The 14,903-nt window shown below is 69.5% G+C and carries 15 protein-coding genes; 7 read left to right on the top strand and 8 right to left on the bottom strand.

Translation table 11 applies throughout. From position 1 onward, the window contains the following. Positions 1-6 precede the first annotated feature (6 nt). Together J7E89_RS02040 and aspS are read right to left on the bottom strand one after the other, a co-directional pair. The gene (locus tag J7E89_RS02040; protein WP_214967464.1) at positions 7-819 is read right to left on the bottom strand and encodes a hypothetical protein; all 813 of its coding nucleotides are present in this window, start codon (positions 817-819) and stop codon (positions 7-9) included. Between the two features lie 134 nt (positions 820-953). Then, complete coding sequence (aspS, locus tag J7E89_RS02035; protein WP_214967462.1) at positions 954-2,729, bottom strand: aspartate--tRNA ligase; 1,776 nt, start codon at positions 2,727-2,729, stop codon at positions 954-956. Between the two features lie 166 nt (positions 2,730-2,895). On the opposite strand from aspS, the gene J7E89_RS02030 reads away from it, so the two are divergent. Then, positions 2,896-5,019, top strand: coding sequence for a SpoIIE family protein phosphatase (locus J7E89_RS02030; protein ID WP_214967459.1), 2,124 nt, complete (start codon positions 2,896-2,898; stop codon positions 5,017-5,019). Positions 5,020-5,051: 32 nt separating this feature from the next. Here the strand turns inward: J7E89_RS02030 and J7E89_RS02025 are convergent, their stop codons facing one another. From J7E89_RS02025 to J7E89_RS02000, 6 genes are all read right to left on the bottom strand, one after another. After that, entirely contained in the window at positions 5,052-6,101 is a 1,050-nt protein-coding gene (locus J7E89_RS02025) for an AI-2E family transporter (RefSeq protein WP_214967457.1), read from the bottom strand. Between the two features lie 90 nt (positions 6,102-6,191). Then, entirely contained in the window at positions 6,192-7,154 is a 963-nt protein-coding gene (locus J7E89_RS02020) for a pirin family protein (RefSeq protein ID WP_214967455.1), read from the bottom strand. A gap of 166 nt (positions 7,155-7,320) precedes the next feature. Continuing rightward, positions 7,321-7,866 (bottom strand): hypothetical protein, encoded by a 546-nt coding sequence (locus J7E89_RS02015; RefSeq protein WP_214967453.1) that lies wholly within the window; start codon positions 7,864-7,866, stop codon positions 7,321-7,323. 104 nt (positions 7,867-7,970) lie between these two features. Then, entirely contained in the window at positions 7,971-8,432 is a 462-nt protein-coding gene (locus J7E89_RS02010) for an SseB family protein (RefSeq protein WP_214967451.1), read from the bottom strand. 34 nt (positions 8,433-8,466) lie between these two features. Next, positions 8,467-8,760, bottom strand: coding sequence for a DUF397 domain-containing protein (locus J7E89_RS02005; RefSeq protein WP_214967449.1), 294 nt, complete (start codon positions 8,758-8,760; stop codon positions 8,467-8,469). Next, complete coding sequence (locus J7E89_RS02000; protein WP_214967447.1) at positions 8,741-9,592, bottom strand: helix-turn-helix transcriptional regulator; 852 nt, start codon at positions 9,590-9,592, stop codon at positions 8,741-8,743. The genes J7E89_RS02005 and J7E89_RS02000 overlap by 20 nt, the downstream gene beginning before the upstream one ends. Before the next feature lie 112 nt (positions 9,593-9,704). Here J7E89_RS02000 and J7E89_RS01995 point away from each other — a divergent pair, with 112 nt between their 5' ends. From J7E89_RS01995 to J7E89_RS01970, 6 genes are all read left to right on the top strand, one after another. Next, positions 9,705-9,890 carry a hypothetical protein gene (locus tag J7E89_RS01995; protein ID WP_214967444.1) on the top strand — a complete coding sequence of 62 codons (186 nt, stop codon included), beginning with the start codon at positions 9,705-9,707 and terminating at the stop codon, positions 9,888-9,890. Further along, a complete protein-coding gene (locus tag J7E89_RS01990) occupies positions 9,887-10,252 on the top strand; it encodes an ATP-binding protein (RefSeq protein ID WP_374196772.1) in 366 nt (121 codons plus the stop codon). Before J7E89_RS01995 ends, J7E89_RS01990 begins: the two co-directional genes overlap by 4 nt. A gap of 214 nt (positions 10,253-10,466) precedes the next feature. Continuing rightward, positions 10,467-12,293 carry an acyl-CoA dehydrogenase gene (locus J7E89_RS01985; RefSeq protein ID WP_214967571.1) on the top strand — a complete coding sequence of 609 codons (1,827 nt, stop codon included), beginning with the start codon at positions 10,467-10,469 and terminating at the stop codon, positions 12,291-12,293. Positions 12,294-12,373: 80 nt separating this feature from the next. Beyond that, positions 12,374-13,087 (top strand): hypothetical protein, encoded by a 714-nt coding sequence (locus J7E89_RS01980; protein ID WP_214967441.1) that lies wholly within the window; start codon positions 12,374-12,376, stop codon positions 13,085-13,087. Positions 13,088-13,146: 59 nt separating this feature from the next. Continuing rightward, the gene (locus J7E89_RS01975; RefSeq protein WP_214967439.1) at positions 13,147-14,442 is read left to right on the top strand and encodes a M18 family aminopeptidase; all 1,296 of its coding nucleotides are present in this window, start codon (positions 13,147-13,149) and stop codon (positions 14,440-14,442) included. Positions 14,443-14,533: 91 nt separating this feature from the next. After that, positions 14,534-14,761 carry a DUF6458 family protein gene (locus J7E89_RS01970; protein WP_214967437.1) on the top strand — a complete coding sequence of 76 codons (228 nt, stop codon included), beginning with the start codon at positions 14,534-14,536 and terminating at the stop codon, positions 14,759-14,761. The last annotated feature ends 142 nt before the right edge of the window (positions 14,762-14,903 follow it).

Here is a 14,903-nt window from a genome sequence, read left to right as displayed (position 1 = left end):
CCGTGATCACCTTCTCAGAGAGGCCTTGTCGCCCATCACCACCACCGGATTCTTCGCCGGGTCCAGCGTGCGCAGCAGGTGCTTCATCACCGGCCGGCTGAACGAGAGGCACCCCTGCGTCGGCCCTTCGTGGTCCACGTGCAGCCAGATCCCGCCGCCCCGGGACGCGCCCAGCGGGCGCGTCCAGTCCAGGGGCGTGGCGCCGGGCCTGCGGTTGTAGTTGACGGCGATGACGTAGTCGAACGACCCCGCCAGCGGTTCGCCCAGGCTGCCCGTGCCGGTCGCGGTGAAGGCGGGGCCCGCGTCGTACGTCAGCTTCGTGCCCGGGTCGGGCAGGAGGCCGCCCGCGTCGGTGAGGGTGAAGAGGCCGATGGGAGAGCGCAGGTCCCCTTGGACGTGCTTGTCCGTCCAGCCGCGCACGGCGTTGTCGGCCGGCCACCGGTGGCCCGGCAGCCAGGCGGCGCCGGGGCGTTCGCGTTCGTAGAGGACCGCCGTACCCCGGTTCTTGTCGCGGCCCTCGCCGGTGACGACGAGCGCCTGCCGGGTGTCGTCCGGGACCAGGCCGAGGGTCTTGGGGCCCAGGCCCGGGAGGAGGCTGAGGAGGGGGCGGGTCAGCCTGCGTGGTTCCGGTGCGGCCTTGCCTGCCTTGCCTCCCGCCTTGCCGCCCCCCTTGCCGCCGGACGCCTCGTGCGCGGGAGCGCCGGGAACGGCGAAGGCCCGCGAGGCGTGGTGGGAAGTGGTCCCGCAGCCCGTCGCCAGGAGTGCGGCGGCCGTCAGCAGCGCGGTCAACGGAGCCCTGGGTCGGTTCCGGCGCTTCATTTTGTCCCCTTCGTCTTCTTACCGCCGAACGTAAGGGAACCCGGTACCCCGCGAACCTCCTCGACACGTCGACCGGCAAGAAGGCCCCGGAACCGTTCGGTTCCGGGGCCTTCTTGCCGGTCACTCGCTGCTGTTTACTCGCCGGACTTGGTGACCGGGGGCTTCCGCAGCTGGATGTTGAGCTCCCGCAGGCGGGCCTCGTCCAGCGTCGTCGGCGCGCCCATCATCAGGTCCTGCGCGTTGCCGTTGAGCGGGAAGGCGATCGTCTCGCGGATGTTCGGCTCGTCGGCCAGCAGCATCACGATGCGGTCGATGCCCGGGGCGATGCCGCCGTGCGGGGGGGCGCCGAACTCGAAGGCGCGGAGCATGCCGGCGAACTCGCGCTCGACGGTCTCCTTGTCGTAACCCGCGATCTCGAACGCCTTGAACATGATCTCGGGCTCGTGGTTCCGGATCGCGCCGGAGGACAGCTCGACGCCGTTGCAGACGATGTCGTACTGCCAGCCCAGGATGTCCAGCGGGTCCTGGGTCTCCAGGGCCTCAAGACCGCCCTGCGGCATCGAGAAGGGGTTGTGCGAGAAGTCGATCTTCCCGGTGAGCTCGTCCTTCTCGTACATCGGGAAGTCGACGATCCAGCAGAACCGGAAGACGCCCTCCTCGAAGTGGCCGGCGCGCTTCGCGGCCTCGACCCGGACCGCCGACATGATCTTGGAGACCTCGTCGAACTCGCCCGCGCCGAAGAAGACCGCGTGGCCGGGGGCCAGCGACAGGCGCTCGGTGAGGACCTTGATGTTCTCCTCGGTCAGGAACTTGGCGATCGGGCCGGTGAGGGAACCGTCCTCGGCGACGCGCACCCAAGCCAGGCCCTTCGCGCCGTGCTCGACTGCGTAGTCGCCGAGGCCGTCGAAGAACTTCCGGGACTGGCCCGCCGTGTCCGGCACCGGCAGCGCGCGGACGTGCTTTCCGGCGAAGGCCTTGAACTCCGAGCCCGCGAAGACGTCCGAGATGTCGACGAGTTCCAGCTGGGCGCGCAGGTCGGGCTTGTCGTTGCCGTACTTCAGCATCGCCTCACGGAACGGGATCCGCGGGAAGGGCGACGTGACGTGACGGCCGTTGCCGAACTCCTCGAAGAGCTCGGTCATCAGCTTCTCGATCGGCTGGAAGACGTCCTCCTGCTCGACGAAGCTCATCTCCACGTCGAGCTGGTAGAACTCGCCCGGCGAGCGGTCCGCGCGGGCGTCCTCGTCGCGGAAGCACGGCGCGATCTGGAAATAGCGGTCGAAGCCCGAGATCATCAGCAGCTGCTTGAACTGCTGCGGAGCCTGGGGGAGCGCGTAGAACTTGCCGGGGTTGAGGCGGGACGGGACGACGAAGTCGCGGGCGCCCTCCGGGGAGGTCGCCGTCAGGATCGGCGTCGCCATCTCGTTGAAGCCGAGCGCCGTCATCTTGTGACGGATGGCCGAGATGACCGCCGTACGCAGCATGATGTTGCGGTGCATGCGCTCGCGGCGCAGGTCGAGGAAGCGGTACTCGAGGCGTCGCTCCTCGCCCACCCCGTCGTCCGTGTTGATCTGGAACGGCAGCTGCTGCGACGCGCCCAGCAGCTCGACCTCCGCGACCTCGACCTCGATCTCGCCGGTCGGCAGCTCCGGGTTGATGTTGTCGGCGCCGCGCGAGACGACCCGGCCGTCGACGCGGACGACCGACTCCTTGTTGAGCTTGTCGAGCGCGTCGTACGCGGGAGTGCCGGGGCGGGCGACGAGCTGCGTGATGCCGTAGTGATCACGCAGATCGATGAAGAGGATGCCGCCCAGGTCTCGACGATTGTGCAGCCAGCCGCTCAGCCGGACGTCGGTGTCGACGTCAGAGGCGCGGAGCTCGCCGCAGGTGTGGGACCTGTACCGATGCATCGTCGTTCATCCAGCCTTCGGGATTCGGGGTTGTCGGAGCACTCAAGGTTACCGCCCGGCGCATCCCCTTTAATTTGCCGTTTCTCTTTGCCGTACGGGAGAGGTCAGGAGAGGTCGCAGGGGCACTCGGCCAGCCGGTCGGGCCGCGACCTGTAAAGATGAAGCAATGCGTACCGAGGACATCCTGGCCGCCATCGCAACCGGCATGTGGCGCTGGGACAACGCGTCCGGGGTCGTCACGCTCGACGCGGAGGCCGCCCGGCTCCTAGGGCTGCCCGCCGAGCCCGTGGCGCTGCCCGAGGCCGCCGTACGCTCGCGTTTTCATCCGGTCGACTGGAACGAGATCAACGGCGTCGTGAACCTCGCGGTCGCCGAAGGCACCCTCGCCGAGGCCCGGCTGCGGATCATGGATACGGAAGGACGGCTGCTCAGGACCGTACGCAGCCGCTCCAAGCCGGTCATCGAAGGCAACGACTACCAGCTCTTCGGCACCCTCCAGGAGGTCGCCGAGCCCCGGCCGGGCGACGCCGCGCACACCCCCGTCACCGGCGACTGGCGCCGCTCCCGCGAGGCGTTCCTGCTGGACGCGGGACGAGCGCTCGCGGAGGCGCGGTCCACGGCGGAGGTGCTGGGGGTCGCCGCGTCGCTGTCCATGCCGGGGTTCTCGCCGGACAGTCTCGCCGTCTTCGGTTCGTCGGGCGGGCGGATCAAGGTCCTGGGCCACCACGGGTACGGCCCCGGTGACGACCTCCCGTTCACCGACATGCTGCTGGACACGGACCATCCCGCCCCGGAGGTCGTACGGACCGGGCGGGCCATCTATCTGACGTCCCCCGAGGAGTACAGCCGCCGCTACCCCGCCGGCCGCCCCCTCGCCCGCAACGCCGAGCGCCGCTCCTGGGCCTTCGTGCCGCTGACAGTGGCCGGCCGCACCATGGGCGCCTGGATGGCGGGCTTCGCGCACCCCGTGGCGTTCACCCCCGACGAGCGCTCCGTGCTGGCGACGGTCGCCAGGATGCTCGCGCAGGCGCTGGAGCGGGCCTCGGTGGCCGAGAACGAACGCGAGCTGTCGCTGGGCCTCCAGCGGTCGATGATGCCGACGCTGGGGCCGGAGATCCCCGGCATGACGGTGGCCGCGCGCTACGTGCCGACCGGCGGCGGACTCCAGGTCGGCGGCGACTGGTACGACATGATCCCGCTGCCCAGCGGACGAATAGCCCTGGTCATCGGGGACGTACAGGGGCATGACGTACGGGCGGCCGGCCTGATGGGCCAGCTGCGGATCGCCCTGCGCGCGTACGCCTCCGAGGGCCACCGGCCGGACGCGGTCCTCTCCCGCGCCTCCCGCTTCCTGCACGGGCTGCATGATTTTCCAGGGGCGGACACCTACGACCCCGGCGACTACTCCAGCCCGCGCTTCGCGACCTGCCTCTACATCGAGGCGGACCCCGCCACCGGGCTCCTCGACATCGCCCGCGCGGGCCACCCCGAACCGGCGGTGCGCCTCAGCGACGGGACGGTGCTCGTCCGGCCGACGGCGGGCGGCCTGCCGCTGGGCATCGTGCCGGACACGGACTATCCGACGACGCGGCTCGTCCTCGAACCGGGCGAGACGATCATGATCTGTACGGACGGCCTCATCGAGACCGGCGGCCACGACCTGGACACCGGCTGGGCCAGGCTCCGCAGGATCATGGAAGAGCACACCGGCGACAGCCTGGAGAAGCTCGCCGACGCCCTCGTATCGGGCGTGCACGGCCCCTCCTCGCACCACACCACGGGCCCGCTCGTGGACCGCCGCGAGGACGACATCGCCGTGCTGCTGCTGTGCCGCGAGGGCGCCGGGTGCGACTGCGGCCCCGGCTCGACGGTGACGATGGCCCCGGCGCGGCGTACGGCGATGTCCGTGGCCCAGGCCGAACCGGAACGTATCGCCACCGCCCGGCAGCAGCTGCGGGACCTGCTGCACGACTGGGCGAACGGGGAACAACTCGACGCGGCCGTGCTGATGGTCTCGGAGATGGTCACCAACGTCCTGGTGCACACGGACGGCGACGCGATGCTGGTCGCCGAGGCGACGGGTGACCCGGGCGTACGGCGGCTGAGGGTCGAGGTGACGGACTCCAGCGACGAACTGCCGCACAAGCGGCGCCCGGGGGAGATGGCGTCCAGCGGGCGCGGGCTGATCCTGATGGAGATGCTCGCGGACGCGTGGGGTGTGGACCCGAGGGGCGAGGGCAAGTCGATCTGGTTCGAGCTGTACGAGGACGGGGAGTCCCGGAGCCTTTAGATCCTGCGACGGTGGGGTAGCCCTCCCGCCCCTCAGGGGCCCCCTGCTCGTAATGCCTGCCGCAGCTCTCCGATCACCCCGAACACGGCCGCCGTCAGCGGCACGGCGAGCAGCATCCCGAGGATGCCCGCGACGGACGCCCCGGCGGTGATCGCGAGCATCACCACGGCCGGGTGCATCTGCACGGTCCGGCTCTGGATCACGGGCTGGAGGACGTGCCCCTCAATCACCTGTACGGCGAGTACGACCCCGAAAGCCCACAGCGCGATCGCGAACCCCCGGTCGGCGAGGGCGACGAGCACCGCGACCGCGCCGGAGATGAAGGCGCCGAGGTACGGGATGTACGCGCCGACGAACACCAGCGCGCCCAGGCCGACCGCGCCGGGCACTTGCAGGACCAGCAGCCCGACGGTAATGAGGATGGCGTCGATCAGCGCGATGAACGTCGTACCGCGCATGAAGCCCTCGACGGCCTCGAAAGCGCGGCGGCCCATCGCTTCGACGGTGTCGCCGGTCGAGCCGGGTGCGAGCGACTTCAGGGTGTCGGCGGCCTTGTCCGAGTCCCGGAGGAAGAAGAAGATCAGCAGCAGGGCCAGGACGGCCATCGCGATCACCTCGCCGACGACGCTGAGCCCGGTGATCAGCCCGGTGGCAGCGGTCCCGCCGAACTTGCCGAGGAGCTCCCTGGCGTTCTTGGCCATGTCGTCCAAGGAGGTACCGGCCGCGCCGAGGTGCTTGGCCAGGTCCTTGGCGGCCTGCCGCAGCGAGTCGAGGATCTGGTCGCCGGTCTCGACGAGCGCGCTGACGACGATGTACGCGGCGCCGCCGACGACGGCGACGACCGCGACGCAGGTCAGCCCGGCGGCGAGCGACCGGTTCAGCTTCATCTTGATGAGCCGCCGGTGCAGGGGCCCGAGCAGCGCGGTCCCGAGGATGGCGAGCAGGACGGGCGTCACGGCGGTCGCGAAGGTGACGCACAGCCAGATCCCCACCGCGGCGACCCCGGTGACCAGCAGGGCGACGACACACCAGGCGGCGACCCGGCGTGCGAGCTCGGGAAGGAGCGGCTGCGTCGTCTGCACCGACCCAGCGGATCACGGACGGCGCGGGGCGGCCCGTCGGAGAGGACCGCCCGGGTGACTGGTCGTCAACCGGGTGGTCCGGAGCGGTCTTTACTCACCCATGCCGTGGACGGCCGGGATGGTGCCGAGACGGCCGCGCTGGAAGTCCTCGAAGGCGATCTTCAGCTCTTCCTGCGTGTTCATCACGAACGGCCCGTAGTGCGCCATCGGCTCCCGGATCGGCTGCCCGCCGAGGAGGACGACCTCCAGGTCCGGGGTGTTGGAGTCCTGGTGCTCGTCCGCGCGTACGGTCAGCGAGCCGCCGTCGCCGAAGACCGCGGTCTGGCCCTTGTGGACGGGACGGCGATCCGTACCGACGGCGCCGCGCCCGGCCAGGACGTACGCGAGAGCGTTGAAGTCCGAACGCCAGGGCAGCGTGATCTGCGCACCCGGCCGCAGGGTCGCGTGGATCATCGTGATCGGGGTGTGGGTGATGCCGGGGCCGTCGTGCCCGTCCAGCTCGCCCGCGATGACGCGGAGCAGCGCGCCGCCGTCGGGCGACGTCAGCAGCTGCACCTGGCCGCCGCGGATGTCCTGGTAGCGGGGGGCCATCATCTTGTCGGAGGCGGGCAGGTTGACCCACAGCTGGAGGCCGTGGAACAGGCCACCGGAGACCACCAGCTCCTCCGGCGGCGCCTCGATGTGGAGGATGCCGGAGCCGGCGGTCATCCACTGGGTGTCGCCGTTCTGGATGTTGCCGCCGCCACCGTTGCTGTCCTGGTGGACGAAGGTGCCGTCGATCAGGTACGTGACCGTCTCGAAGCCGCGGTGGGGGTGCCAGGGCGTGCCTTTCGGCTCCCCGGCTCCGTAGTCCACTTCACCCATCTGGTCCATCATGATGAACGGGTCGAGGTACTTGTAGTTGATGCCGGCGAAGGCGCGGCGTACCGGAAAGCCCTCGCCTTCGAAACCGCCCGGAGCGGTGGTGACGGCCAGCACGGGACGCGCTACGGCGTCGGTCGGTGCGGCGACCTTCGGCAGGGTCAGCGGGTTCTCAACGGTTACTGCGGGCATGGCGGGCCTCCTTGTACGTCCACTTTAGTTGAACGTAGAACTTCCTGCCAGTGCAAGGAGAAGCGCCCGGGAGGAATTCCCCCCGGGCGCGAGTGGCGCGGCCGATGTGCGGCGACCAAATGGCCCCCCGGTCCGGGGGGCGGCGTCTTCGCCTGCCTCTACTTCTCTACTTCTTGATCTCGTTGATGCAGAGCACGAACTGCTTGCCCGAGCTGCGCCGACCGCCGGTCTGCTCCTGGTAGCCGATGTCCGACTTGCCCTCGCACCTGGAGGTCTCCAGCGTGTCGGGGATCACCTCGACCACCTTGAACTTGGCGTCGGCTCCTCCGCACTCCACCACCTGAAGGTCAGGGGTCACCGTGGAGCCGTTGTTCTTGAGGCAGTCGCCGGCCTCCGCCTTGTCGGCGTCGTCCTTGCTCGCGATGTAGCCGACCACGCACATGATGGCGACGATCACGCCGGCGATGATCTTCAGGATCGTCTTTGCGCCCAGGCCACCACCCCTGGACGGCCCGGTGGGCGCCGGCGGCGGCGCGGCCCACTGCTGCTGGGGCGCGTACGGCTGCTGCTGTTGCTGCGGGTACCCGTATCCCTGCTGGGGCGGGTATCCCTGCGGCGGCTGCTGCTGCGGGTATCCCTGCGGCGACTGCTGCTGCCCGTGCGGGTAGGGCTGCCCATACGGGCCGGGGCCTTGCTGCGGCGGATAGGTCATGCGGGAGTCCCCCGTGAGTGTTACGTCCTATTGACGTGAGCACGCTATGACATGCCGCCGACATCCCCCCAACGGGGCCCTGCGTACGGGAATTGCGGTCTCGCTCAGCCGTACATCCGGCGCATCGCGAAGTCGACCATCTGCTCCACGGCCTTCGCGTCGAAGACCATGCGGTGCTCGCCCTCCATGTCGAGTACGAAGCCGTACCCGGTCGGCAGCAGGTCGATGACCTCCGCACCGGTGATCACGAAGTACTTCGACTCCTTGCCGGCGTACTTCCGCAGCTCCTTGAGCGAGGTGAACATCGGGATCACCGGCTGCTGGGTGTTGTGCAGCGCGAGGAAGCCCGGGTTGTCACCGCGCGGGCAGTAGACCTTCGACGTGGCGAAGATCTGCTGGAAGTCCTCGACGGACAGCGTCCCGGTGGTGAAGGCGCGCACCCCGTCGGCGAGCGAGGGCGGCGACGGCTCCGGGTAGAGCGGCTGCTCGCCGTAGCCGCCCTGGGGCGGGGGCTGCGGCGGCGCGTACTGCTGCTGTCCACCCTGGTTCTGGTCGTAGCCGTACATGCGCGTAAGAGTACTGAGTAAGGAGCCCCCGCGCTCAGCCGTCCAGCCGACCGGCCTTGAGCGCGGCGACGAAGGGGACCCATGCGGTGGCGGGGAGGACGAGGGCGGGGCCGTGGGGGATCTTGGAGTCGCGGACGGGTACGACGCCGGGGATGTTGTCAGCGACTTCGAGGCAGAGCCCTCCGGAGCCGTTGCTGTAGCTGCTCTTACGCCAGCGGGCGGCGCCCGGGAACGCTTCGGCGACCTCGACGCACTCGCCGCCGTCGCCGTTGCTGTAGCTGCTCTTGCGCCAGACGGCGGCGCTCAAGTCAAAGTCGCTGCTTGCCATTTCGGTACTCCTCGGCCGCATCTTCGATCAAGGCGAGGGACGCCTCCGGCGGCAGTGCGGCGGCCCTGAGCCGATCGTATGCCTTGCGGTACTGCTTCACGAGGGCCGGATCGTCGACGGTCTGGCCGTGATACGGCCCCTCCGTGTACATGAGCGGCGGTTCGTCGTCGAACTCCATGAACATGAGCGACAGCTCCATGAAGGGCTGGGTCGGCGCGTTCCACTGCACGATCTGTGGAACGATGCGGCCGCGTCCCGCCAAGGCCGCGATCTGGTCGAGCTGTTCGGCCATCTCCGCAGGCGGCAGCAGTGAGTTCCGCAGCAGTGACTCGTGCAGGATGACCCAGTACTCGGGCTTCTTCGGGTCGTCGAAGAGACCGGCCCGCCGCAGCCGGGCGCAGATCCTCGCGTCGACCTCCTCCGGGAGGTCCAGCGGGTGCGTGGCGCGGATGACCGCGCGTGCGTACGCCCCAGTCTGGAGCAGCCCCGGAATGAGCGCGTTGCTCCACCGCTCGATAGTCCGCGCCCGCGACTCCGCCTCCGCGATCGGCGCGAAGTACTCCGCGTGCGCGCCACGCCTCGCCTTCCGGACGTCCTCGCAGCGGCGCTCAAAGAACCCGTCCGTCACCAGCGCGCGGTCTACGTGCCGCGCCAGATCCAGCGGCATCCGCCGCGTACCGCGCTCGATCTCGCTCAGATAACTCGCCGCGTAGAAGCTGCCCTCGACGGTCTGCTGAAGCGTGCGGCCCGCCTCCTCCCGCCTCCAGCGCAACTCCTTGCCGTAAAAGGCAGGAACGCTCTCCGAGCCGTCGATGTCCTTGCGTGCCGCCACGGTTGACCGCCTTCCACACCGCGCCCTGTGGCGCCGAAACCCTTCCACGGTACGCCGCGACACGTCAGCGTGTGACTACTTCGTCACAGCACGCAACGGAAGGGTGCCCCCCATGAACCTGGACCTCGAAGCGCAGACCACCATCGAAGAACTCCGCGCCGCGCTCACCGAGCACGGCATCACGCTGCCGTCCCTCGGCCGGGACTTCGGCACGCCGCCGCTCGTGATCCTCGGCAACTGCAACCTCGCCACCGCCCGCGCGCTGACCGCCGTCCTCCGCAAGGCGGCGGACCGGTGACGCCGTTCACCGCCGGCCTCCTCGCCACCCCGAAGGCGGTGCCGATGCTCCGCCACGCCGTGCGCGAGCACCTCGGCGGGCAAGCGTGCCCCGACCTGCAGCTCTGCGTCAGTGAGCTGCTCAGCAACGTGATCACGCACCTCGGCGAGGGCACCCCCGTCACCGTCCACATCACCCGAACCGCCGACAACGCCCGCACCCGCGTCGAGGTCACCGACCCCGATCCGCGCGTGTGGCCCGTACTGCGCCAGGCCATCTGTGACGACGAGTCCGGTCGCGGCCTCGCGCTGCTCGCCGCCGTATCGCTGCGCTGGGGCGTGAACCAGGGGCCCGGCAGCAAGACGGTCTGGTGCGAGCTGTAGGGCTGCGCAACGCAGGGCAACGCCGGGGATGCCGCGAAACCACTGATTGCGTCTGGGGGGGGACCCGCGTCCCCTACCCTCCGCACCTCGACCACCACCCACCGTCACCCGCGCTAGAGACGCTTCACAAAAGGATGGATTGGGGTTGCCCTTATTACCGACGGGTAGCATCATCGTAGTTACTTGCTGGTATGTGTACGAGAGGGCCGTCGCCATGGGGCACTACAAGTCGAATCTCCGCGACATCGAGTTCAACCTCTTCGAGGTACTCGGCCGCGACAAGCTGTACGGCACCGGCCCGTTCGCGGAGATGGACGTCGAGACCGCCAAGAGCATCCTTGACGAGATCGCCCGCCTCGCGGAGAACGACCTCGCCGCCTCCTTCGAGGACGCCGACCGCAACCCCCCGGTCTTCGACCCGGCCACCAACACCGCTCCCGTACCGGCGTCCTTCAAGAAGAGCTACCAGGCCTTCATGGACAGCGAGTACTGGCGTCTCGGCCTCCCCGAGGAGATCGGCGGCACCACCTCGCCCCGCTCGCTGATCTGGGCGTACGCGGAGCTGCTGCTCGGCGCGAACCCGGCGGTCTGGATGTACTCCTCGGGTCCGGCGTTCGCCGGCGTGCTCTTCGAGGAGGGCAACGAGGCCCAGAAGAAGATCGCGAAGATCGCCGTCGACAAGCAGTGGGGCTCGACGATGGTCCTGACCGAGCCGGACGCCGGTTCGGACGTCGGCGCGGGCCGCACGAAGGCGATCCAGCAGGCTGACGGCTCCTGGCACATCGAGGGCGTGAAGCGCTTCATCACGTCCGGTGAGCACGACATGTCGGCCAACATCCTTCACTACGTGCTGGCGCGCCCCGAGGGCGCGGGACCGGGCACCAAGGGCCTGTCCCTCTTCCTCGTCCCGAAGTACGAGTTCGACTGGGAGACCGGCGAGCTGGGCGCGCGCAACGGCGCCTACGCCACGAACGTCGAGCACAAGATGGGCCTCAAGGCGTCCAACACGTGCGAGATGACCTTCGGCGACCAGCACCCCGCCAAGGGCTGGCTGATCGGCGACAAGCACGACGGCATCCGCCAAATGTTCATGATCATCGAGTTCGCCCGGATGATGGTCGGCACGAAGGCGATCGCGACGCTCTCGACCGGTTACCTCAACGCTCTTGAGTACGCCAAGGAGCGCGTCCAGGGCCCGGACCTCGCCAACTTCATGGACAAGACCGCGCCCAAGGTCACCATCACGCACCACCCCGACGTCCGCCGCGCGCTCATGACGCAGAAGGCGTACGCCGAGGGCATGCGCGCCCTGGTCCTGCACACCGCGTCCGTCCAGGACGAGATCGCGGCCAAGGAGGCCGCGGGCGAGGACGCCTCCGCGCTCGTCGCCATGAACGACCTGCTGCTGCCGATCGTGAAGGGCTACGGCTCCGAGAAGTCGTACGAGCAGCTGGCGCAGTCGCTCCAGACGTTCGGCGGCTCCGGGTACCTCCAGGAGTACCCGATCGAGCAGTACATCCGCGACGCGAAGATCGACACCCTGTACGAGGGCACGACCGCGATCCAGGGGCAGGACTTCTTCTTCCGGAAGATCGTCCGCAACCAGGGCGCGGCGCTGAACTCGCTGGCGGAGGACATCAAGAAGTTCATCGCGGTCGGCACCGGCGGCGACGAGTTCGCCGCGGCCCGCGACCAGCTCGCCAAGGCGGCCGTGGACCTGGAGGCCATCGTCGGCGCCATGCTGACGGACCTCGCGGGCACCGAGAAGGACGTCAAGTCCATCTACAAGGTGGGCCTGAACACCACCCGCCTGCTGATGGCCTCCGGTGACGTCGTCGTCGGCTACCTGCTGCTCAAGGGCGCGGCCGTCGCGGCCGAGAAGCTGCCGACCGCGTCCCCGAAGGACGTGCCCTTCTACACGGGCAAGATCGCGGCGGCGAAGTTCTTCGCCGCGAACGTCCTGCCGGGCGTCGGTGTCGAGCGCGCCCTGGCCGAGTCCGTGGACCAGTCCCTGATGGAGCTGGACGAGGCGGCCTTCTAGTCCACTGCGAAACCCTCTGGCGACGGGCCGGGCACTTTGTGCCCGGCCCGTTGTCAGTGGCCCGTGCGACTCTTGTCGACATGAGTTCCATGGAACCCCGCAGGGGTGGCTATTCCGTCCCGGCCGGCCGGCCGTACGCGCTCAGTGAGCTGCGCGGAAAGCTCGGCTCTGTGGGCGACCAGATCGGCGACCTGTACGACGGCTCCCATCCGCTTGAGTACGAACCCATCGCCGACACCCTGTACGTCGCCTTCAAGACGGCCGCCGACCTCGCCCCCGTCAAGAGCTACACCGGCTGCGAGCTGCACCCCAACGGCGCCATCGACCCCGAGGCCCCCGGCGGCTGGGGCCGCTGCCTGCTCTGCAACGACCGCCGCCGCCGCGGCGAGCGCAGCGTCCCCGCCCCGGCCGAGCAGCGCCGCCTCGGCTACCCCGTGCCGGATCCGCCGTACACGCTGGACGCGCTCAAGGGGTACGTCCAGAGGGTCAACGACCGCGCCTTCGCCGTCACCGTCTCTTCCCCCGGCGAGGAGTTCGTGGAGCTCGCGGACACCCTGCACCGCGCCTTCATCGTGGCCCGCGAGCTCTCCCGGCCGCGCAACGCGTCGGGCTGCTCCGAGCACCCCGGCTCGCCCATCGACCCGACCGCGCCGCCCGGCGAGGGCTGCCTGTTCTGCGTGGGACGCCGCCGTCAGCAGCAGCGTCCGCCCGGCGCCCCGCAGATGCTGCCGCAGGTGCGCCGCGGCGAGCGCCGGACGATACAGCGGCGCTTCGAGCGACCTCCGGGCCTCTGACGAACCGGCTCCGAGACAGGCTGCACGGCCCGTAGTTAACCCTGGTTATGGTGAACCCCATGAGCGCACCCGCCCGCTTCGACCGCGGCCACACCGACGACCTGATGTCCTTCCTGGCGGCCAGCCCGACGCCGTACCACGCGGTGGCCAACGCCGCCGAGCGGCTGGACAAGGCCGGGTTCCGGCAGGTCGCGGAGACCGAGGCCTGGGACGGGACAACGGGCGGCAAGTACGTGCTGCGCGGCGGGGCGATCATCGCCTGGTACGTACCGGAGGGCGCGGAGGCGAGCACGCCGTTCCGGATCATCGGCGGCCACACCGACTCCCCCCACCTGCACGTGAAGCCGCTGCCCGACATGGGCTCGGAGGGCTGGCGGCAGATCGCCATCGAGATCTACGGCGGGACGCTCCTCAACACCTGGCTCGACCGCGACCTGGGCATCGCGGGCCGCCTCACACTGCGCGACGGCTCGCACCGCCTCGTCAACATCGACCGGGCACTGCTGCGCGTGCCGCAGCTGGCCGTGCACCTGGACCGGTCGGCGAACACCGAAGGCCTCAAGCTCGACAAGCAGCGGCACATGCAGCCGATCTGGGGCCTCGGCGACGTACACGAGGGCGACCTGATCCGCTTCCTGGAGGAAGAGGAAGGCCTCACCGAGGGCGAGGTCGCGGGCTGGGACCTGATGGCTCACAGCATCGACGAACCGGCCTACCTCGGCCGCGACCGCGAGCTGGTCGCCGGTCCCCGCATGGACAACCTGATCTCCGTACACGCGGGAGTCGCCGCGCTGACGGCCGTCAGCACTGCGGACGGCCCTCTCCCGTACATCCCCGTCCTCGCCGGCTTCGACCACGAGGAGAACGGTTCACAGTCCGACACCGGCGCCGACGGCCCTCTCCTCGGCAACGTACTGGAGCGCTCGGTCTTCGCGCGCGGCGGCAGTTACGACGACAAGGCGCGCGCCTTCGCCGGCACGATCTGCCTCTCGTCCGACACCGGCCACGCGGTGCACCCCAACTACTCCGAGCGTCACGACCCGACGCACCACCCGCGCGCCAACGGCGGACCGATCCTCAAGGTCAACGTCAATATGCGGTACGCGACGGACGGCAGCGGCCAGGCGGTGTTCGCGGCGGCGTGCGAGAAGGCGGGTGTGCCGTGGCAGGTCTTCGTGTCGAACAACTCGATGCCGTGCGGCACGACGATCGGCCCGATCACCTCCGCCCGGCACGGCATCCAGACCGTCGACATCGGCGTAGCGATCCTCTCCATGCACAGTGCGCGTGAGCTGTGCGGAGCGGACGACCCGTACCTCCTCGCGAACGCGATGACGGCATTCCTGGAAGGCTGAACCCCACTCGCAGGCTTGTCTGTTGAAGGGCCGGGTACGCGAAGTGCGTACACCGGCCCGGACCAGCCGGGCCGACAGGGAGGCGGAAGTCATGGGACTGGGAGGATTCATACTCCTCATCGCGGGCGGGGCGATACTCGCCTTCGCCACCGACTGGGAGATGGAAAGCGTCAACCTCGACCTCGTCGGGGTCATCATGATGCTCGTCGGCATCATCGGGGTGGCGGTCTACGCCAGCGTCGCCAGGCGCCGCCGCATGGTCGTGCCCCCGGCCACCACCGTGGTCACCGACGACGACCGGCACCACCACACCCCCTGAGCCGACCGGCTCACCTCGCCCCTTCCCGCTGTGACCTTTTGCGGCTCGGCCGCGCGGTGGGGGCAAGCCCCCGGACGCCCTACGGGCGTGTCCTCAAACGCCGGGCGGGCTTGATTTCGCGGGGTCGCACATTGCAAGTGCC

This window comes from Streptomyces sp. ISL-100 (assembly GCF_018614615.1).
In the GTDB taxonomy this organism is placed as follows: domain Bacteria; phylum Actinomycetota; class Actinomycetes; order Streptomycetales; family Streptomycetaceae; genus Streptomyces.
The sequence above is the reverse complement of the archived record's forward strand: the minus strand, read 5'-3'. Positions and strand labels throughout refer to the sequence as shown.

Coding starts and splice junctions, on each gene's coding strand:
- J7E89_RS02040 (WP_214967464.1), bottom strand. CDS start 819: ATGAAGCGCCGGAACCGACCCAGGGCTCCGTTGACCGCGCTGCTGACG.
- aspS (WP_214967462.1), bottom strand. CDS start 2,729: ATGCATCGGTACAGGTCCCACACCTGCGGCGAGCTCCGCGCCTCTGAC.
- J7E89_RS02030 (WP_214967459.1), top strand. CDS start 2,896: ATGCGTACCGAGGACATCCTGGCCGCCATCGCAACCGGCATGTGGCGC.
- J7E89_RS02020 (WP_214967455.1), bottom strand. CDS start 7,154: ATGCCCGCAGTAACCGTTGAGAACCCGCTGACCCTGCCGAAGGTCGCC.
- J7E89_RS02015 (WP_214967453.1), bottom strand. CDS start 7,866: ATGACCTATCCGCCGCAGCAAGGCCCCGGCCCGTATGGGCAGCCCTAC.
- J7E89_RS02010 (WP_214967451.1), bottom strand. CDS start 8,432: ATGTACGGCTACGACCAGAACCAGGGTGGACAGCAGCAGTACGCGCCG.
- J7E89_RS02005 (WP_214967449.1), bottom strand. CDS start 8,760: ATGGCAAGCAGCGACTTTGACTTGAGCGCCGCCGTCTGGCGCAAGAGC.
- J7E89_RS01995 (WP_214967444.1), top strand. CDS start 9,705: ATGAACCTGGACCTCGAAGCGCAGACCACCATCGAAGAACTCCGCGCC.
- J7E89_RS01985 (WP_214967571.1), top strand. CDS start 10,467: ATGGGGCACTACAAGTCGAATCTCCGCGACATCGAGTTCAACCTCTTC.
- J7E89_RS01980 (WP_214967441.1), top strand. CDS start 12,374: ATGAGTTCCATGGAACCCCGCAGGGGTGGCTATTCCGTCCCGGCCGGC.
- J7E89_RS01975 (WP_214967439.1), top strand. CDS start 13,147: ATGAGCGCACCCGCCCGCTTCGACCGCGGCCACACCGACGACCTGATG.
- J7E89_RS01970 (WP_214967437.1), top strand. CDS start 14,534: ATGGGACTGGGAGGATTCATACTCCTCATCGCGGGCGGGGCGATACTC.